Genomic DNA, 18,749 nt, shown 5'->3' with positions numbered 1-18,749 from the left:
GGCGCGCAAATTCATAACCAACAGACATTAATCAATCCATATTTTTCACTTTTCATTTCTAAATGTGTCAGCCACTATCCTCGGTCTTACGCGAAACAAGCACTTAAAAGAACGCTGGAGACACAAAACCATGACTAGCCCTTCCCGGCCCGATTCTGCCCGTTCGAAAGTAGGTGCGGTATTCCGCGTTACTTCGGGCAACTTCCTTGAACAGTTCGACTTCTTTCTGTTCGGCTTCTACGCCACCTACATTGCTGCCGCGTTCTTCCCTGCCGCCAATGAATTTGCCTCATTAATGATGACCTTCGCCGTGTTCGGCGCGGGCTTCCTGATGCGCCCACTGGGCGCCATCATCCTCGGCGCTTATATCGATGACGTCGGTCGCCGCAAAGGGTTGATCGTGACCCTGTCGATCATGGCCAGCGGCACACTGTTGATCGTGCTGGTGCCGGGTTATCACACCATTGGCCTGTGGGCGCCGCTGCTGGTGCTGCTGGGTCGCCTGTTGCAAGGTTTCTCGGCCGGCGCGGAGCTGGGCGGTGTGTCGGTATACCTGTCTGAAATGGCCACCCCAGGCCGCAAGGGGTTCTACACCAGCTGGCAATCCGGCAGCCAACAGATCTCCATCGTGGTCGCCGCCGCCCTGGGCTATGGCTTGAACGTGTGGATGGAACCAGCGGTGGTTGCCGACTGGGGCTGGCGCATTCCGTTCGCCATTGGTTGCGTGATCATCCCGTTCATCTTTGTGCTGCGCCGTAACCTGCAGGAAACCGAAGAATTCGCCAACCGCAAGCATCGCCCGACCATGCGCGAGGTGCTGGCCACACTGGTGAAAAACTGGACCGTGGTCATCGGCGGCATGCTGATGGTGGCCATGACCACCACCGCGTTCTACCTGATCACCGTGTACGCGCCGACCTTCGGCAAGACCGTGCTGCAACTGAGCACCTCCGACGCGCTGCTGGTGACCTTGCTGGTGGCGGTGTCGAACTTTGTCTGGCTGCCGATCGGCGGCACCCTGAGCGACCGCTTCGGCCGCAAGCCGGTGCTGATCGCCATGACCGCGTTGACGGTGCTCACGGCTTATCCGGCACTGTCCTACGTGGTGAATGCACCGAGCTTCGCCCATATGCTGGAGACGCTGCTGTGGTTCTCGTTCCTGTACGGCATGTACAACGGCGCGATGATCCCCGCCCTCACGGAAATCATGCCGGTGGAAGTGCGCGTGGCGGGCTTCTCCCTGGCCTACAGCCTGGCGACCGCGATCTTCGGTGGGTTTACCCCGGCGATCTCCACCTGGTTCATCCACATCACCGAAGACAAGGCCTCGCCGGCCTACTGGATGATGTTCGCTGCGTTGTGCGCGCTGTGTTCGACCCTGGCGCTGTATCGTCGCGCCAACGCACGCGGGCAGGTGATGCAGGGGGCGGCGTGATGGGGCCTTTGTTCAAGACCCTGACGGCCCTGGCCCTCGGCGCACTGGCGCTGACGGCCCAGGCCGAGGAACTCAAGGTGATGACCTCCGGTGGCTTCACCGCCGCCTATAAACTGCTGGGCCCGCAATACGCGCAGTACAGCGGCGACACCCTCGATACCGTCCTCGGCCCCTCCATGGGCAAGGCGCCGGAAGCGATTCCCAACCGTCTGGCCCGTGGCGAACATGCCGACGTGGTGATCATGGTCGGCTATGCCCTGGATGACTTGATCAAACAAGGCAAGGTCGACCCGGCGTCCCGCGTGGAACTGGCGGATTCGCGCATCGGCCTGGTGGTGAAGGCAGGTGCGACCAAACCCGCGATCGGCACCGATGCCGAACTCAAGGCCGTACTGAGCAAGGCCAAGTCCGTGGCGTATTCGGACAGCGCCAGCGGTGTGTATGTCGAGAAAGAGCTGTTCAAGAAGCTCGGCATGCCCGCCAAAGGCACCATGATCGAACGCCTGCCGGTGGCCGAACAGGTCGCCAAGGGCGATTACGAAGTGGGCTTGCAGCAGGTGGCGGAGTTATTGCCGGTGGCGGGTGTGACGTACGTCGGCAAGATCCCGGAAGACGTGCAATCGGTGACGCGCTTTGCGGCGGGCATTCCGGTCAATGCCGAACACCCTGCACAGGCCAAGGCGTTGTTGCAATTCCTCGCGTCGCCCCAGGCACAACCGGTGGTGCAATCCACCGGCCTGGACTCGGTGGCACGCTGATCTAAACAGCGTCTCCCGCACCCACCACTCCAATTCCAGCGCCGCCGGCGGCAAAGTCCGCCCGCGGCGCTTGTTCATTCAAGCCCCCATCGCAATGGTGACGTTGCCCATGCGCGTGGACGCGACGTTGCTGGTGCCCATCGTGAATCGCGGGATGTAGAGCAATATCGTACAAGCGCCAGTGGGAAGCTATGGAGTAGCACTGCCAGAAAAACTGCCGCTGGGGCTTAGCCTGTTTCCGAGAGGCCAGTCAGTTGCTTCTTGTTTTTCCTGACGTAAAGACACGGTTGCTCGGGTTCCCTAGAATCCCGCGTTCGACTCTATGACTAAGGACCCAGGCATGGCCGAACCGATCGTAAAAAGCACACCGCTGACCTGGTATGTGGAGCATTTCGCCGTCTTCAGCGGGGCTTTCACCTTTCTCGCTATCGCGGGGCTGTTGATATTTATCTACCGGCGCTCTGGATCGCTGCTGTTTCTACGGGATTGGATATGGCGGTTTTTTGGTGGCAAAACGCGCTTCGAAACAGACCGTTTTGAACGCATGCGCAAGGACTTGCGCGAGCTGGAATATTATCGCTATGAATTCAACATCCCCGCCAATACGCTGCGCGAGGCCGACTTGGCTGAGGATTGGATGTACAGCAATGACTTCACCCCACGCGACTTCGGTCGCGTGAAGCGCTACATCGAGTGGAGCGACTTTACAGCACTGAGCTTCATCACCAAGCGGTTCGCACAGTGGCGTATCAACTGCTTTTTCTTTCTTGCCATCGCGCTTCTGGCGGGCGTAGCCATTGCGGTTCCGCTGATTGAATCCAAGTATCTGATGGTGTCCCTCAAAAACGCCCCGGATGCCCCCTCGTTCTATTTATCGGAAGATAACGTGAAGTTCGGTATCTGGTCTGACACCGTCCTCAAGGTCGAGCACTGTCGCTCGTCCGAGTCGCTCCAGGCGTTCCTGCGCCCAGGATTACCGGAAGATAAACTCGACATCATTTGCTCATTCTTCCTCGACAAGACCTACAACAAATACGTACGAGAAGGCCTGGGCCAACAACGCGGGCTGCTGTTCTCGCTGGTGCTCGTGTCGATGGCATGGATGATTTACCTGGTGATCCTGATCGCGCGAATGGAAGTCGCCCGCAAACTCTATAAACAATGGCAGGCCAACCAGCCTTGAAAAAACAAGTGCCTGCTAGCCGCCCCTTTTCGACTGAGAGTTCAATGAGCAAGGCATCTGACAGAAAAACGCTTCACCGCGCGCTGAAATGGGCGGCCTGCCTGGTGGGCCTGCCTTGCCTCGCCGCGCTGGGTTTCTTCACCTGGCAAAGCTTCTACCCGGTGAGCGCCGCTGCCGGCTGGAGCGTTCAGGTCGTACACCGCGACGTGCCAAAAGCCGCCTCGCTGATGCCGTTGCCGGACGGCGCGCTGATGGTCAGCCTGGAGCTCGACGACGCCAAGGGCAGCATCGTGCGCATTCATCCGGACGAAACACGCGAAGTGGTGGTGGGCAACCTGTCCAAACCCGACGGTATGTTCGCCACCCGTGGCGGCTGGGTGTTCAGCCAAGAAGCACTCGACTCCCCCGTCAGCTTCCTCAAGGACGGTACCGTCACCGAATTGTTCAGGGGCGAAAACGTGCAAGGCCTGTGGGACGACGGTGACTACCTCTATGCCATGGAGGACCGTCGCGACGAGGGGCGCATCCTGCGTTATCGCTGGAGCGACCAGACCTTAAGCGTCGTTCGCAAAGGCCTCGACGAGGGCGAATCGATCATCCGCTGCACCGATGGCCGCATGCTCTACACGAAGAAGAAAGAAGGCATGGTCCGTGAGCTGACCGAAGACGGCAGCGACCCGGTGGTACTGGCCAAGCTGAACCAGCCGACCTTTTTGATGTGCGATGAGCGCGGGTTATGGATCAACGAAGACGCCACCCACCGCGCGCGGTTGTTGCTGATCGATAAACAGGGGCGCCAGGAGACGATTTTGTCGTTCTTGAAGGCGCCACAGTCGATTGTGCCGACCGGGCATGGGACTTATCTGCTGGCCGAAGGTGGGCGTGATCGCGTGCTGGAGCTGACCCCGCCCCAGCCCGTTATCGCGCAGGAATAAGCGCGCTGCACTACAGCTGAAACCGCGCAACCGCCTCGTTCAGCGAGACCGCCAATTGCGCCAGTTCGCGGCTTGATCCATTGATCTGCCCGGCGCCGGAAGAGGATTGTGCAGACAGGTCGCGAATATTGACGATATTGCGATCGACTTCCTTGGCCACCTGGGCCTGCTCCTCGGCGGCGCTGGCGATGACCAGGTTGCGCTGGTGGATCTGGTCGATGGAGTCGGTGATCTGGCTCAATGCGCCCCCCGCTCCCTCAGCCAGGGCCAGGGTGTCGGTGGCTCGCTGGGTGCTCGATTGCATCGAGCTCAACGCCTCGTTGGACCCCGTGCGCATCGCGGTCACCATCTGGTCGATTTCCAGGGTCGATTGCTGGGTACGGTGGGCCAGTGCACGGACTTCGTCAGCCACCACCGCAAAGCCGCGCCCGGACTCACCGGCCCGCGCCGCCTCGATCGCGGCGTTGAGTGCCAGCAAGTTGGTCTGCTCGGCGATGGAGCGGATCACATCGAGCACCTTGCCGATATCCCGCGATTGCTCGGCGAGGTTCTGCACCAGGGTCGAGGTTTCGCCGATGTTGGTGCTCAGGGCTTGAATGGCGCTGACGGTTTCACCCACACGGTGCTGGCCTTCGCGTGCGGTTTCATTGGAAAGGCGAGTGGACTCGGAGGTGGACACCGCATTGCGCGCCACCTCATCCGCCGCCGAGGTCATCTCGTTGACGGCGGTGGCGGCCTGCTCGATTTCAGCGGTCTGCTGTTGCAGGCTGCGGCTGCTCTGGTCGGTGATGCCGTTGAGGTCGGTGGCCGATGACGCCATCTGCCCGGCCGACTGGCGAATCAGTTGCAAGGTCCCGCGCAGGTTGGCCTGCATGGTCTTGAGTGCCACGAGCAGGCGCGTCACTTCGTCGTCGCCGCTCACGTCCACCGTTTGGGTCAGGTCACCTTGGGCAACGTTCTCGGCAGCCCGCACGGCATGACTGAGTGGGCCGACAATGCTACGCGTGAGCAACCAGGCCAGCAGCACGGTGCTCAACCCGGCCACGATCACAAAGCCGAACACCATGGTGCGCGAACGGCCGTACTGCGACTCGGCCGCCTGGCCTTGCTGGTTGATCTGGGCGTTGTAGTAGTCGGCCAGGGCATTGAGTTGGGCCCCGGAGCCATCGACCACGGTTTTCATATCCACCAGCAACAGCTTGTTGAGTTCAGCGCCCTGCTGCTTGTCGGCGAGGATGAACGACTGCGCCAGCCCTTGCTGGTATTGGCGCAGCGAGACCTGGAACTGATCATAGAGCGTGCGTACTTCGGGGGTGTCGATCACTGCATCGAGGTCGGCCAGCCGTTTGCTCAGGTCCTGGCTGCGGGTGTCCATCTGGCTACGGTATTGCGGGATGCTCGCCGGGTTCGGGTCCAGGGCCATGCGCAAAGAGATCGTACGAATGCGCAGCATGATTTCGCGAATGTCCGCCACCAGTCGCATCTTCGGCACCAGCCCGCTTTCCACCTGCACCGCGCTGGCGCGGATGCTTGCCATGTTCGACAGTGCAAAAAAACCCAGCAGGGCCACGAGCAAAGCAATCAGGGCAAAACCCAGACCCGCACGGCGGGCGATGGACAGGCTGCGAAGGGACATTAGGGGGGACTCTCTTATTGGGGATACGATGTCGTACGAGAGTGTTTCGGCCGTTTGGATAAAGACTTGAGGGACGTACACCCAGGAAATGGGAAGTTATAAATATCAGTGAGTTATTTGCAGCGTCGCCGAGCATGATGCCCACGAGAATACTGGGAACACATCAAAGATGACGAAACGGAGTAACCCATGAACATCCGACCTATCCACACCGAACAGGATTACAAGGACGCGCTCAAGTCTGTCTCCGCGCTGTTCGACAACGAACCAGAACCCGGCGCCCCGGAAGGTGATTACTTTGACGTAATGATCACGCTGATCGAGGCCTATGAAGCCAAACACTTTCCCAATCGATGCCATTCGCTTCAGAATGGAACAGTCTGGCCTGTCAGCGGCTGATCTTATTCCCGCCATTGGTCGCCAGAATCGTGTTTATGAAGTGCTGAATGGAAAACGAGCGCTGACCTTGCCAATGATTTGGAAGCTGCATGAGATGTTTGGAATTCCAGCAGAAAGCCTGATCAAGCCAGTAAGGCATGCTTGAAGACGGAATACGGTTGGTTGTGCCTGCTGGAAACAACCACTGCGGCCCTTTTTGCTGCTAGGAACGAGTAGCTTGCCCCCAAATCTCAGAAACGAAAAAGCCCCGTAGCTGAATAAGCTACGGGGCTTTTTCTATGTAATGGCGGAGAGATAGGGATTCGAACCCTAGGTACCGGTGAAGGTACAACGGATTTCGAATCCGTCCCATTCGGCCACTCTGGCATCTCTCCAACGGCGCGCATCATAACAGCCTGTTTCGTGGAAGCAAAGCGCAGAAGCGATTTTTTTCCGTGCTATCAGATGCTTGCGTCGATTAAAGCGGTACGCCGAGACGTTTGGCGACTTCTTCGTAGGCTTCGATCACATCACCGAGGCCTTGGCGGAAGCGGTCCTTGTCCATCTTCTTCTTGGTGTCCTTGTCCCACAGGCGGCAACCGTCCGGGCTGAATTCGTCGCCCAGGACGATGGAGCCATCGTGGAACACGCCGAATTCCAGCTTGAAGTCCACCAACAGCAGGCCTGCGTCGTCGAACAGCTTGCTCAGCACGTCGTTGACCTTGAGGGACAACTCCTTCATGCGTGCCAGTTGCTCGGCGGTGCCCCAGCCGAATGCCACCACGTGGGATTCGTTGATGAACGGGTCGCCCTTGGCGTCGTCCTTCAGGAACAGTTCGAACGTGTAAGGATTGAGCTTGAGGCCCTCTTCCACGCCCAGGCGCTTGACCAGGCTGCCGGCGGCGTAGTTACGCACGACGCATTCCACCGGGATCATGTCCAGCTTCTTCACCAGGCACTCGTTGTCGCCCAGCAGTTGGTCGAATTGGGTCGGAATACCGGCCGCTTCTAGTTTCTGCATGATGAAGGCGTTGAACTTGTTGTTCACCATGCCCTTGCGATCAAGTTGTTCGATGCGCTTGCCGTCGAACGCCGAGGTGTCGTTGCGAAACAGCAGGATCAGGCGGTTGGCGTCGTCGGTCTTGTAAACCGACTTGGCTTTGCCGCGGTAGAGTTCTTCACGTTTTTCCATGATGGGCTCCGCTTTGAGTGAGGTGGGCTAGGCGATATGTCGCCAGTCGAGCCCTGAATCTTGATCGGCCAGTTGCAGCCAGTCCGGGTCGCACCCGAGGGTGTCGACAAAACATTGCCGGGCAAGCGTCGGCAGGTTGTTCTTGCTGCTCAAGTGGGCCAGGACCAGGTGTTGCAGGTCTTGCCAGCCCAACTCATACACCAGGTACGCCGCCTGATGGTTGTTCAAATGTCCCAGTTCGCCGCCGACCCGTTGCTTGAGAAAGTACGGATAGTGACCGCGAGCCAACAGGTCCCGGCAGTGGTTGGACTCGATCATCAAGGCATCGAGGTTCCGGTATCCGTCCAGTACCTTGGCGCAGTAGGAGCCCAGGTCGGTGAGCACGCCGAAACGCCGCTCTCCGTCACTGAATACATACTGCGTCGGTTCCTGGGCGTCGTGCGCCACGGCAATCACATCGATGCTCAGGGCACCGATTTGCAGCTGCTCGCCACCGGCCAGGAAACCTGCGGGTTCTATAGGTTTGCGCATCCCGCGCAGTGTGCCGCGACTGAGGTACACCGGAAGATTGTAGCGCCGAGACAGCAAACCCACGCCATGCACGTGGTCGGCATGTTCGTGGGTCACCAGAATCGCGCTCAGCTGCGAGGGGTGAACCCCCAGGCGCAGCAGGCGCCGCTCGGTTTCCTTTAACGAGAAACCACAATCCACCAGCACGTACGTGTCGTCATGGGCGACCAGCGTGCCGTTCCCTTGGCTACCGCTGCCGAGAACGGCAAAACGCATCGGATCAGCCCAGGTTGTCCTGAATCACGCCCAACACTTTGCGCGCCGTTTCAGCCGGCGCGACGGTGTTGATGTTCTTCTCGACGGTGACCTGCACAGTCTCGCCAACCTTGCTCAAACGCACCTGATAACGCTCGGCGCGGGTTTCGATTTCTTCCTTGGTCGGCTTGCTGCCGAACAGTTTGCCGAAGAAACCAGGCTCTTCGTCTTTGCGCTCGGCCTTTTCAGCCACGTTGATGTAGTACAGGCCCAGGCTGCGGTTGATGTCTTCAACACGCCAAGGGCCTTGCTCCAACGCGCGGCCGACGCTGGCCCAGGCGCGATCCAGGTCTTCACCCAGGTTCAGCACCACGTTGCCGCTGCCGTCCTCGGTGAGGCTGACGCGGCTCGGGGTGTCGTAATCACGGGCGGCGAGCAGGGAAACGGAACCGCCCTTCTCGGAGATACGGCTCATGCTGGCCAGCATCTCGTCGACCAATGCCGAGTCGACACCGGTGTTGACCGAGCGGTTGGTGAAGTCGACGTTGGCGGTGCTGCCGGCAGGACGCTCGGCGCTGACCACGTAGACTTCACTGGTGTTGCGCTGCACGCCCGGCTCGATGCGCACACGCACACGGGCTTCGCTGTCGGCGGCGACACCGCCGGCCTGCAGGCGCTTGGCCATAGTGGCGGACAGCTCGCTGCCTTGCTGCCATGCCGTGGTGAATTCACCGGTCTGCGGGCGCTGCTCGTCGATGCGGAAACCGTTGTCCTGGAAGAACTGCACCGCTACCGGCCAGACTTCGGCAGGTGGACGCTGCGCCACGATCCAACGCGAATCACCGCTCTTCTGCAGGCTGTAGTCGCTGGCATCCGCCACGGCCGAGATCGGCTGTGGACGTGGCACGACGTATTCACCCTTGGTGGTGTCGTCGGCAACGTTGCGTGGAATCGGCAGCAACGGGTCAAGGCGCTTGGCGACGTTGACGTCCGGCGGCAGTTGCATCGGTTTGGTTGCTTGTGCTTCCAGGTAATCGCTGCCGCGGTCACGGAAGTAGCCTTCCGGGCCCCAGATCCAACCGCAGCCACTGGTGCTGGAGATAATCAAGGCAAGTGCGGAAAGTCCGGCCAATCGCTTCATGCGTAGTGCTTCCTCAATTAAACCAGGACGCCGGACTGGCGCAGGGCCTGTCGCAGCGGTTCGTGACAGGCTTCGCTGAGGCGGGTGAGCGGCAGACGGATACCGTCCGGCATCAGGCCCATCTCGAACAGCGCCCACTTCACGGGAATAGGGTTGGATTCGATAAACAGTGTCTTGTTGAGCGGCATCAGCTTCTCGTGGATCGCACGGGCGGTCACGGCGTCGCCAGCGATGGCGGCGGCACACAGGTCGCTCATGGCGCGCGGGGCCACGTTGGCGGTCACGGAGATATTGCCCTTGCCGCCCAGCAGGATCAGCTCGACAGCCGTGGCGTCGTCACCGGAATACAGCAGGAAGTCGCTGCTCACCCCGGCCAGGATGTCCTTGGCGCGCTGCAGGTCGCCGGTGGCTTCCTTGATACCGATGATGTTCGGCACGGTAGAGAGGCGGATCACGGTCTCGGCCTTCATGTCGCACGCGGTACGACCCGGCACGTTATAGAGGATCTGCGGGATGTCGACGGCTTCGGCAATGGTGCGGAAGTGCTGGTACAGGCCTTCCTGGGTCGGCTTGTTGTAGTACGGGGTCACCAGCAGGCAAGCGTCGGCGCCGGCTTTCTTGGCATTTCGGGTCAGCTCGATGGCTTCGCGCGTCGAGTTGGCGCCCGTGCCGGCGATCACGGCAATACGCCCCGCGACACGCTTGACCACGAATTCGATCACTTGGATGTGTTCTTCCACATCGAGGGTGGCCGATTCACCTGTGGTGCCGACCGCCACGATGGCGTTGGTGCCTTCTTGCAGGTGGAAGTCCACCAGTTTGCCCAGGCTGTCCCAGTCGAGATGACCTTGTGCATCCATGGGTGTGACCAGTGCCACCATACTGCCCGCAATCATGCAACCGCTCCTGCCGGAAAAAGAGAGCCGTAATGGTACTGGCGCCAAGATGCTTGTACAAGCGAAGTACCGCCTGAGGATGCGTTCTGGCGCAACTAAACGACGGGCAATGCCATCATTGGGCCAAAGCACGGGTTGAGGCTGGGCAAAATCAGGCGGATCACGCAATGAAAACGCCACCTCCTATCCCTTGGCGACGCTTTTCGCTACCCTTCATGCTTTGATCGATACAGCCCTCACAGTATCGACCGCTCATCGTTTTAGGAAGGCTGCATGTCCACCCCCACAGTTCGCGAACAATTCCTTGTTATCAGTGCCCTCGGCGCCAACCCCATGGAGCTGACCAACGTCCTGTGCCGCGCCAGCCATGAAAACCGCTGTGCCGTGGTGACCTCCCGCCTGACCCGCCATGGCGAGTGCAGTGCGCTGGTCCTGCAGATTTCCGGCACCTGGGATGCCCTGGCGCGCCTGGAGACCGGCCTGCCGGGCCTGGCCAAGAAGCACGACTTCACCGTCAACGTGGTGCGCAGCGCCGCCCTGGAAAATCGCCCGCAGGCGCTTCCTTATGTGGCGTATGTCAGCTCGGCCTACCGCTCGGACATCGTCAATGAGCTGTGCCAGTTCTTCATCGACCATAACGTCGAACTGGAGAACCTGACCTGCGAAGCCTACCAGGCCCCGCAAACCGGCGGCACCATGCTCAACGCCACCTTCACCGTGACCCTGCCGGCCGGCGTGCAGATCAGTTGGCTGCGCGACCAGTTCCTGGATTTCGCCGATGCCCTGAACCTCGACGCGCTGATCGAGCCGTGGCGCCCACAGAACCCAATGTAAGGAAGTCATCATGGCGGTAGTCATCGATAAACCGGTCGCCGATTTCGAAGCCCAGGCCACCAGCGGCCAGACCTTCAGCCTTGCCGCCCTCAAGGGCAAGCAAGTGGTGATCTACTTCTACCCGAAGGACAGCACCCCGGGCTGCACCACCGAAGGCCAGGGTTTCCGTGACCAGTACGCAGCATTCAAGGCCGCCAACACCGAAGTGTTTGGCGTGTCGCGCGACAGCGTGAAGTCCCATGAGAACTTCAAGGGCAAGCAGGAATTCCCGTTCGAGCTGATCAGCGACAAGGATGAGGCGGTCTGCCAACTGTTCGACGTCATCAAGCTGAAGAAGCTGTACGGCAAGGAATACCTGGGTGTGGATCGCAGCACCTTCCTGATCGACAAGGACGGTGTGCTGCGCCAGGAATGGCGCGGCGTGAAAGTGCCGGGCCATGTGGACGCCGTTCTGGCCGCAGCCCAGGCATTGAACAAGGCCTGATCTGTAGCGCGGATCACTGCAGCGATGAAGCAGTGATTCGCGCCTACCCTTACAACAAAGGTGCCACCACCGGCTCCTGCCGCGGCCACGCATCCAGCACGGCCTTGAACAGCGTCGCCAGGGGAATCGCAAAGAACACCCCCCAGAATCCCCACAGTCCACCAAACAACAGCACTGCACAGATGATCGCCACCGGGTGCAGGTTGACCGCCTCCGAGAACAGCAGCGGCACCAGCACGTTGCCATCCAGGGTCTGGATGATGCCGTAGACCGCCATCAAGTAGATGAACTGGTCGCTCCAGCCCCACTGGAACAAGGCGATCAAGGTCACCGGCACCGTCACCACCACGGCACCGACATACGGCACCACCACCGAAATCCCCACCAGCAGTGCCAGCAAGGCGGCGTAGTTGAGGTCCAGTGCGATAAACGCAATGTAGGTAACGCCCCCGCAGATAATGATCTCGATGACCTTGCCACGAATGTAGTTGGCGATCTGTCGGTTCATTTCTTCGGCCACCCGGGTGATCAGCGCTCGTTCGCGCGGCAGATAGCCGCTCACCCAACGCCCGATCATGGCGCGGTCCTTGAGGAAGAAGAACACCAGGATCGGTACGAGCACCAGGTAGATCATGATGTTGACCAGCAGCGGCAGGCTGGACAGGGAAAAGGTCAGCGCCCATTGCCCGAACTTTCCGATTTCGCCCCGTGCCACTTCTATCGCCTGCAGCACTTGCTCGTCCGACACCAGATGCGGGTAGCGCTCCGGCAGCAGCAGCAACAGCGACTGCCACTTGGCGAGCATGCCCGGCAACTCGTTGAACAACGTGATCAGTTGGTGCCACAGCAGCGGTAACACCACGACAATAAACACCACCAGCAGCCCCATGAACAAGGCAAATACCAGGCCCACAGCTGCGCCGCCCGGCAAGCGTAAACGCTCCAGGGTGGTGACCAGGCCCTGCATCAGGTAAGCCAGCACCATCCCCGCCAGTACCGGCGCCAGCATGCCTCCCAAGGTGAGTACGGCCGTAAAGGCCAGAAACAGCAGGACCGCCAGCACCACGGCTTCTTCATCGGAGAAGTAGCGCTGGATCCAGTCTCGTAACACTTTGAACATCAATCAACCTCGGGTGGTAGGGGCAAACGGTTCAGGCCTTGCGCAACCAGTAACGGTACACACCGGCGGCGTCTTCTTCATGCAGCAGGGTATGGCCGGCCAGCTTGGCGAAGGTACGAAAATCACGCTGGGAACCTGCGTCGGTGGCGATCACCTTGAGCACAGCGCCACTGGCCAATCGATTGAGTTCCAGCTTGGCCTTGAGCAGAGGCAACGGGCAATTGAGGCCGCTGGCATCGAGTTCGGCATCAAAGGCTACAGCGTCGGTCATGGTTTTACTCCGGGCACGCATTCGGGGTGCTTAGAATATCTGGTCCGAAGCTCAGTGTCCGGCTACAGTAAGCTCTTTGTCGAAAGGCTCTGTGCATGACTTTTTTGCGCCCTACCCTGCTGACGCTGGCTTGCCTGCTGGCCTCCCCAGGCTTCGCTGACGACCTGCCGTCACTTGGCGACGCCAGTTCTGCCATTGTCTCGCCGCAACAGGAATATCAGCTGGGCCGCGCCTGGCTGGCCTACCTACGGGGCCAGGTCTCGCAGTTGAACGACCCGCAGCTCAAGGATTACGTCGAAACCAGCGTGTACAAGCTGGTGGAAACCAGCCAGGTGAATGACCGGCGCCTGGAATTCATCCTGATCAACAGCCCGCAACTGAACGCCTTCGCCGCACCCGGCGGTATCGTCGGCGTGAACGGCGGCCTGTTTCTCAATGCCCAGACCGAAGGGGAATACGCGTCGGTGCTGGCCCACGAACTGGCTCACTTGTCCCAGCGTCACTTCGCCCGTGGTGTCGAGGCGCAGCAGCGCATGCAGATCCCGATGATGGCCGCCCTCCTCGGCGGCATCATTGCGGCCGCCGCCGGTGCCGGGGATGCCGGGATCGCCGCAATCGCCGGCACACAGGCCGCGGCCATCCAGGAACAACGACGATTCTCTCGCCAGAATGAACAGGAGGCGGACCGTATCGGCATCGTCAACCTGGAGAAAGCCGGCTACGACCCGCGCTCCATGCCAACCATGTTCGAACGCCTGATGCGTCAGTATCGCTTCGACGCCAAGCCGCCGGAATTCCTGCTGACTCACCCGGTGACCGAATCGCGTATCGCCGACACCCGCAACCGCGCGGAACAAGCCAAGGCCGGCGGCAAGGAAGACAGCCTGCGCTACCAATTGATTCGCGCGCGGGTACAGCTGCAATACGAAGACACCTCCGGACTCGCCGCCAAGCGCTTCCAGGCGCAACTGGACGAAAATCCTAAAAACGACGTGGCGCGCTATGGCCTGGCCATCGCCCAGATCAAAGCCTCCCAGTTCAAGCAGGCACGGGAAAGCCTGCAACCCTTGCTGGCCAAGGCGCCCAACGACATCACCTACAACCTGGCGCAAATCCAGTTGGACATCGACAACAACCACCTGCCCGATGCCCAGCAACGCACGGATCGGATGCTGACCCAATACCCCGGCAACTACCCGCTGAATCAGATTCGGGTAGATCTGCTGCTTAAACAGAATCGCACCGCCGATGCGGAAAAGGCCCTGGATGGCTTGCTCAAGTCTCGCCCGGACGATCCGGATGTGTGGTACCAGGTCGCCGAGACTCGTGGCTTGTCGGGCAATATCATCGGCCTGCATCAGGCTCGCGCCGAATACTTTGCTTTGGTGGGCGACTTCCAGCAGGCGATTCAGCAGTTGGACTTTGCCAAACGTCGCGCCGGCAGCAATTTCCCGTTGTCGTCACGTATCGATGCACGTCAGCGTGAGTTGATCGAACAGGAGCGCCTGGTTAAAGGCATGATGGGCTAAACCCATCGCCCACAAAAAAGCCCCGCCCTCGTAAAACGAAGGCGGGGCTTTTTATTGGCCGGGTGGGTTACTCGGCCAGCTTGAAGGTAATGAAGCTGGCACGCCCCTGGCGAAGCACGCGCATCGATACCGAGCGGTTCTTCGGCAACGCCTTGGCGATGTCGGTGAACTGCTTGGTAGTCTCAATCGCCTGATTGTTCAGGTGAGTGATCACGTCGCCAGGCTGCAGGCCGATCAACGCTGCCGGGCCGTCCTGCACTTCCTTGATCACCACGCCGCTCTTGAGATCGAAGGCTTTCTTCTGCTCGTCAGTCAGCTCGGCCACCGCAATGCCCAGGCGATTGCTGCTGCGCTCGGCGCCCGGCTTGGTGTTACCCAGGGCATCCAGGGTCGCGCCCTCTTCAGGGATCGCACCCACGGTCAGCTCGACATTCTGGCGCTTGCCATCACGAATCACTTCCAGCTTGGCCTTGCTGCCGGCCTTGAGTGCGCCAACCAGATGCGGCAGGTCGGCCGACATAACGATCGGTTGACCGTTCATGCTCAGGATCACGTCGCCCACTTGCAGACCGCCTTTGGCAGCCGGGCCGTCATCCTGGATTTGCGCGACCAGGGCGCCCGCCGGCTTGTCGAGGCCGAAGGATTCAGCCAGGTCCTTGTTCACTTCCTGGATGACCACGCCCAACCAGCCACGGCTGACCTTGCCACCACTTTTCAGCTGATTGGAAACATCCATGGCCACGTCGATAGGAATGGCGAACGAGACCCCCATGAAGCCACCGGAACGGGTGTAGATCTGCGAATTGATCCCCACCACTTCGCCCGCCAGGTTGAACAACGGGCCACCGGAGTTGCCCGGGTTGATCGGCACGTCGGTCTGGATAAACGGCACATAGTTCTCGTTCGGCAGGCTGCGACCAATGGCACTGACGATACCCTGGGTAACGGTATGGTCAAAACCAAACGGCGAGCCTATGGCTACCACCCACTGCCCCGCCTTCAGGTCCTGGGACTTGCCCAGCTTCAGCACCGGCAGGTCCTTGCCCTCGATCTTCAGCAAGGCCACGTCGGAACGCGGATCGGTGCCGACCAATTTGGCTTTCAGCTCACTGCGATCAGCCAGGCGCACAAGGATCTCGTCGGCGTCGGCAATCACATGGTTATTGGTGAGGATGTAGCCATCTGGCGAGATGATGAAGCCCGAACCCAGGGACTGCGCTTCACGCTGGCCACCACCGCCACCACGGGGCGCACGCGGTTGTGGCATGCCACGCTCGAAGAACTCGCGCAGCATCGGCGGCAGGCCTTCCAGGTCAGGCATCTGCTGGTTGGAGACTTTGCGATCCGGCAGCTTCTGGGTGGTACTGATGTTCACCACGGCAGGCGAGGCTTGCTCAACCAATTGGGTGAAGTCAGGCAACTCGACCGCTTGCGCGGGCACGGCCTGACCCAGCACCAATACCGTGGCGACTATGGATAGGTAAGACTTCAAACGTGGTATCGACATACAGCTCCCGTTACGACGAGCAGGGTTGAGCGACAGGGTTCAAGAAACGCCGAAAACTGCGAACGACATCTTTGTTCCGCGAACTAAACAAGGCCAGGGCCAACAAGCCCTGACCTATAAAAAACATGGGAGATTTTTGCAAGTGAAAATGCTGATCCAGACATTTCATGCTCTCGGCAGCCAACCTGGCATGGACGTACTGTGAAAGATCTGGATGAACATAGGATTAACGACTCACGGCTTGGGGGTGGCCTTTTTTTCACCGCGCACCGACAGTGCGATGCGTTCGGCGGTGCCAATAGGTATTTCGCCGACCACAGTCACCATCATTTCGCCATCCACCGTATTCAAGCGACGAGATACAGCAACCGTAGGGCCTAATTGGGTGCGAGTCTCGGTCACGCTCACATCGCTGATCGGTTCGAGAAACACCGAGAAGCGCGCCAGTCCATCTTCATACATCAGGCTGTCGACCGTGGCCTTGGTATGGGGATCCTTGCGGGCACTGCTATTGGTCAGCTGAAAGCCTGGCGGCAACCACTCCAAGTGCCACGCCTCGGTGGCCTCTACGGCCGCTGCCTTGGTATCGCCGACGGCGATGGAGGTGCATTCGCCGCTAGGCTGCAAGTCGCGATCATTAGGCGTGGTGGAGGTGTCCAATCGAGTGAACTGAAAGCGCTCCAGCAACTGCCCTTGATCATTCAGCAACAAGGACTTGAGCGGCAGCGCAGTTTCACGATCAAGGTGCAGCTCAAAACCGTAGCGGTATTGATCACGGGGTGTAATCGACACAATCACTGCATTACGACCGGCCACGCGAGACTTTCCGATAACGGCCAGTTCGTAGAATTGATTGAGTCTTTGCGGATCGAGGGCGCGCGAGGGCGCATCACGCGAATTGCCCAGGCCGGCGACAAGAGTGCCGCTGACGCACTGAGTGCGGCCATCTACGCGAACGACTTCCTGGGCAGAACCATCAAGCTGCAAGAGCCGCTCACGGACCTGGCCATTCTGGGCGCGATGCCAGATGTCGTGGGTAGAAAAACTGCCATTACGTTCGTAGACAAACGTACCTTGGAAACTTTGCTGCTGCTCTGCACGCCCAAGTCGAGTCAGCCAGTCTTGGGCTTCGTCGGCATGGGCGGGGAGTGCAAACCAACCACTGAGCAATAACGTAAGGAGCGGTATGGCGCGCATAGGGCTCCTTAACGGATCAGCGGTTTTCCAGGCTTGCAGCGCGAGCGTATGGCAGAGCGCTTTCAGTGCCTTTCAAGGCGGATTCCTGTGCGTGTTGGCGCAGGTAGCCTGGAAGACGCTGGTCCTGCCAGCCGGATTGCCCTTGCAGCACACCGTTGGCCATAGGGCCGGTGGTGTCGGAGCTTTCCTTGTAGCCGGCCAGTACCGCTGGGCCTTTGACTTGCGGACCGGCCATGACCGGTTGCTGAGTCTGCTGGGCCAGTTCGGCACCGGCGATTTCGTCCTGGTTGTACAGGCGAACACCGGCCAGCACTGCAACAGTCACCGAGGCAGCCACTGCCAGGCGACCCAGGCTGCGCCAAGGGCCACGAGCAGCTTTTGCCGGAACGGCTTCATCAGCCAGCGCGGCAGAAACGGCCGCAGCAATATCCAGACGAGGGATTAGAAGATCCTTGTGCATCACCGCCCGAGCGACTTGGTAACGAGACCAGGTATCACGGGTTTCGGCATCATCAAATGCGTTGAGCACTCGACGAAGTTCCAGTTCATCCGCTTCGTTATCCATCACTGCGGACAGCGATTCCTGCAGGGCATCACGACTCATGGCGGTTCCTCTCTTGGCTGTCGCCGCTGTCTTTAGTTTTCCTGCAACAACGGTTGCAAGGCTTTATCGATGGCTTCCCGGGCCCGGAAAATCCGTGACCTTACAGTCCCCACCGGACACTGCATGACGCTCGCAATGTCTTCGTAACTCAGACCATCGAATTCACGTAAAGTTAACGCTGTACGCAAATCTTCTGGCAGTTGCTGAATTGTGCGATGAACGGTGCCTTCGATCTCGTCGCGCAGCAATGCACGCTCCGGCGACTCGAGATCTTTGAGGCCGTGATCACCATCGTAAAATTCTGCATCTTCTGAACTTACATCACTATCCGGTGGGCGGCGTCCGCGAGACACCAGATAGTTCTTCGCCGTGTTGATGGCGATGCGGTAGAGCCACGTGTAAAACGCACTATCACCGCGGAAATTGCCCAGTGCACGGTACGCCTTGATAAAGGCTTCCTGTGCAACGTCCTGCGCTTCATGGGTGTCGTGCACAAACCGCACGATCAACCCGAGAATTTTGTGCTGGTATTTCAGCACTAGCAGATCAAATGCTCGCTTGTCACCGCGTTGAACGCGCTCGACCAGCTGCTGATCCTCTTCCTGGGTTAGCATGAACACTCCTCGTTGTACTTGAAGGAGGCTTGCATAACTAAACGATCAGGCTTGCAAACATAGACTCGGACTTTTCGCAAAAGTTCTCCCCCTTCAAGCAAGTTTCCGGCACGCACTGATTTGGCACACACGAAAAACGCAGCGCGGGCAACGCCGGCTGCGCGAATAATCTTGTCGTCGGTTTTCTGACGCGTCCAATGCTCCCGACGGGCCAATAAACTCAACGTTTCCCAGCTTTCGGGCAACCTGCTATTGAGTCGAGGCTTATGC

18 protein-coding genes, 1 tRNA gene and 2 pseudogenes are annotated in these 18,749 nt (G+C 59.6%); 8 read left to right on the top strand and 13 right to left on the bottom strand.

Annotation, left to right across the window (positions count from 1 at the left end; translation table 11 throughout):
* Positions 1-130: 130 nt before the first annotated feature.
* The 4 genes from tcuC (at position 131) to BLW22_RS04905 (ending at position 4,311) form a co-directional block, all read left to right on the top strand.
* Positions 131-1,435, top strand: a complete 1,305-nt coding sequence (tcuC, locus tag BLW22_RS04920; protein WP_065928204.1) for an MFS transporter — start codon at positions 131-133, stop codon at positions 1,433-1,435.
* Positions 1,435-2,193 carry a substrate-binding domain-containing protein gene (locus BLW22_RS04915; protein ID WP_074844453.1) on the top strand — a complete coding sequence of 253 codons (759 nt, stop codon included), beginning with the start codon at positions 1,435-1,437 and terminating at the stop codon, positions 2,191-2,193. The genes tcuC and BLW22_RS04915 overlap by 1 nt, the downstream gene beginning before the upstream one ends.
* Positions 2,194-2,533: 340 nt before the next feature.
* A complete protein-coding gene (locus tag BLW22_RS04910; protein WP_065928206.1) occupies positions 2,534-3,376 on the top strand; it encodes a DUF6216 family protein in 843 nt (280 codons plus the stop codon).
* Between the two features lie 44 nt (positions 3,377-3,420).
* Positions 3,421-4,311 carry a hypothetical protein gene (locus BLW22_RS04905; protein ID WP_235865555.1) on the top strand — a complete coding sequence of 297 codons (891 nt, stop codon included), beginning with the start codon at positions 3,421-3,423 and terminating at the stop codon, positions 4,309-4,311.
* Between the two features lie 10 nt (positions 4,312-4,321).
* Here BLW22_RS04905 and BLW22_RS35805 read toward each other — a convergent pair whose 3' ends face one another.
* Both BLW22_RS35805 and BLW22_RS35800 read right to left on the bottom strand, forming a co-directional pair.
* Positions 4,322-5,131, bottom strand: coding sequence for a methyl-accepting chemotaxis protein (locus BLW22_RS35805; RefSeq protein ID WP_413038057.1), 810 nt, complete (start codon positions 5,129-5,131; stop codon positions 4,322-4,324).
* Positions 5,132-5,179: 48 nt separating this feature from the next.
* Positions 5,180-5,947 (bottom strand): annotated as a pseudogene (locus BLW22_RS35800) (MCP four helix bundle domain-containing protein); the annotation flags it as partial.
* Between the two features lie 189 nt (positions 5,948-6,136).
* On the opposite strand from BLW22_RS35800, the pseudogene BLW22_RS04895 reads away from it, so the two are divergent.
* Positions 6,137-6,491 (top strand): annotated as a pseudogene (locus BLW22_RS04895) (helix-turn-helix domain-containing protein).
* Between the two features lie 139 nt (positions 6,492-6,630).
* On the opposite strand, the gene BLW22_RS04890 reads toward BLW22_RS04895, so the two are convergent.
* From BLW22_RS04890 to dapA, 5 genes are all read right to left on the bottom strand, one after another.
* A tRNA-Ser gene (locus tag BLW22_RS04890) sits at positions 6,631-6,720 on the bottom strand.
* Between the two features lie 83 nt (positions 6,721-6,803).
* On the bottom strand, positions 6,804-7,517 hold the full coding sequence (gene purC / locus BLW22_RS04885; RefSeq protein WP_065928209.1) for a phosphoribosylaminoimidazolesuccinocarboxamide synthase: 714 nt from the start codon (positions 7,515-7,517) through the stop codon (positions 6,804-6,806).
* Between the two features lie 27 nt (positions 7,518-7,544).
* Complete coding sequence (locus tag BLW22_RS04880; RefSeq protein WP_027604310.1) at positions 7,545-8,303, bottom strand: MBL fold metallo-hydrolase; 759 nt, start codon at positions 8,301-8,303, stop codon at positions 7,545-7,547.
* A gap of 4 nt (positions 8,304-8,307) precedes the next feature.
* Positions 8,308-9,423 carry an outer membrane protein assembly factor BamC gene (gene bamC / locus BLW22_RS04875; protein ID WP_027604311.1) on the bottom strand — a complete coding sequence of 372 codons (1,116 nt, stop codon included), beginning with the start codon at positions 9,421-9,423 and terminating at the stop codon, positions 8,308-8,310.
* Positions 9,424-9,440: 17 nt separating this feature from the next.
* Positions 9,441-10,319 (bottom strand): 4-hydroxy-tetrahydrodipicolinate synthase, encoded by an 879-nt coding sequence (gene dapA, locus BLW22_RS04870; protein WP_065928210.1) that lies wholly within the window; start codon positions 10,317-10,319, stop codon positions 9,441-9,443.
* A 273-nt stretch (positions 10,320-10,592) separates the two neighbouring features.
* Between dapA and BLW22_RS04865 the strand changes: the two genes are divergently transcribed.
* Together BLW22_RS04865 and BLW22_RS04860 are read left to right on the top strand one after the other, a co-directional pair.
* Positions 10,593-11,153 (top strand): glycine cleavage system transcriptional repressor, encoded by a 561-nt coding sequence (locus BLW22_RS04865; RefSeq protein WP_074844444.1) that lies wholly within the window; start codon positions 10,593-10,595, stop codon positions 11,151-11,153.
* A gap of 10 nt (positions 11,154-11,163) precedes the next feature.
* The gene (locus BLW22_RS04860; protein ID WP_065928211.1) at positions 11,164-11,637 is read left to right on the top strand and encodes a peroxiredoxin; all 474 of its coding nucleotides are present in this window, start codon (positions 11,164-11,166) and stop codon (positions 11,635-11,637) included.
* Between the two features lie 49 nt (positions 11,638-11,686).
* Here BLW22_RS04860 and BLW22_RS04855 read toward each other — a convergent pair whose 3' ends face one another.
* Together BLW22_RS04855 and BLW22_RS04850 are read right to left on the bottom strand one after the other, a co-directional pair.
* The gene (locus BLW22_RS04855) at positions 11,687-12,757 is read right to left on the bottom strand and encodes an AI-2E family transporter (protein ID WP_032888556.1); all 1,071 of its coding nucleotides are present in this window, start codon (positions 12,755-12,757) and stop codon (positions 11,687-11,689) included.
* Positions 12,758-12,788: 31 nt separating this feature from the next.
* Positions 12,789-13,028 (bottom strand): sulfurtransferase TusA family protein, encoded by a 240-nt coding sequence (locus BLW22_RS04850; protein ID WP_010212198.1) that lies wholly within the window; start codon positions 13,026-13,028, stop codon positions 12,789-12,791.
* A gap of 95 nt (positions 13,029-13,123) precedes the next feature.
* On the opposite strand from BLW22_RS04850, the gene BLW22_RS04845 reads away from it, so the two are divergent.
* On the top strand, positions 13,124-14,557 hold the full coding sequence (locus BLW22_RS04845; RefSeq protein WP_027604315.1) for a M48 family metalloprotease: 1,434 nt from the start codon (positions 13,124-13,126) through the stop codon (positions 14,555-14,557).
* Positions 14,558-14,624: 67 nt separating this feature from the next.
* Here BLW22_RS04845 and BLW22_RS04840 read toward each other — a convergent pair whose 3' ends face one another.
* The 4 genes from BLW22_RS04840 to rpoE form a co-directional block, all read right to left on the bottom strand.
* A complete protein-coding gene (locus tag BLW22_RS04840; RefSeq protein ID WP_027604316.1) occupies positions 14,625-16,064 on the bottom strand; it encodes a DegQ family serine endoprotease in 1,440 nt (479 codons plus the stop codon).
* A gap of 234 nt (positions 16,065-16,298) precedes the next feature.
* A complete protein-coding gene (locus tag BLW22_RS04835) occupies positions 16,299-17,261 on the bottom strand; it encodes a MucB/RseB C-terminal domain-containing protein (protein WP_065928213.1) in 963 nt (320 codons plus the stop codon).
* 16 nt (positions 17,262-17,277) lie between these two features.
* On the bottom strand, positions 17,278-17,865 hold the full coding sequence (locus BLW22_RS04830) for a sigma-E factor negative regulatory protein (RefSeq protein WP_003172479.1): 588 nt from the start codon (positions 17,863-17,865) through the stop codon (positions 17,278-17,280).
* A 32-nt stretch (positions 17,866-17,897) separates the two neighbouring features.
* A complete protein-coding gene (gene rpoE, locus BLW22_RS04825) occupies positions 17,898-18,479 on the bottom strand; it encodes an RNA polymerase sigma factor RpoE/AlgU (RefSeq protein ID WP_003172477.1) in 582 nt (193 codons plus the stop codon).
* Positions 18,480-18,749 lie beyond the last annotated feature (270 nt).

It is taken from the genome of Pseudomonas marginalis (assembly GCF_900105325.1).
GTDB lineage: Bacteria > Pseudomonadota > Gammaproteobacteria > Pseudomonadales > Pseudomonadaceae > Aquipseudomonas > Aquipseudomonas marginalis.
Note: the sequence above shows the minus strand (reverse complement) of the source record. Positions and strands in the feature narration are given on the sequence as shown.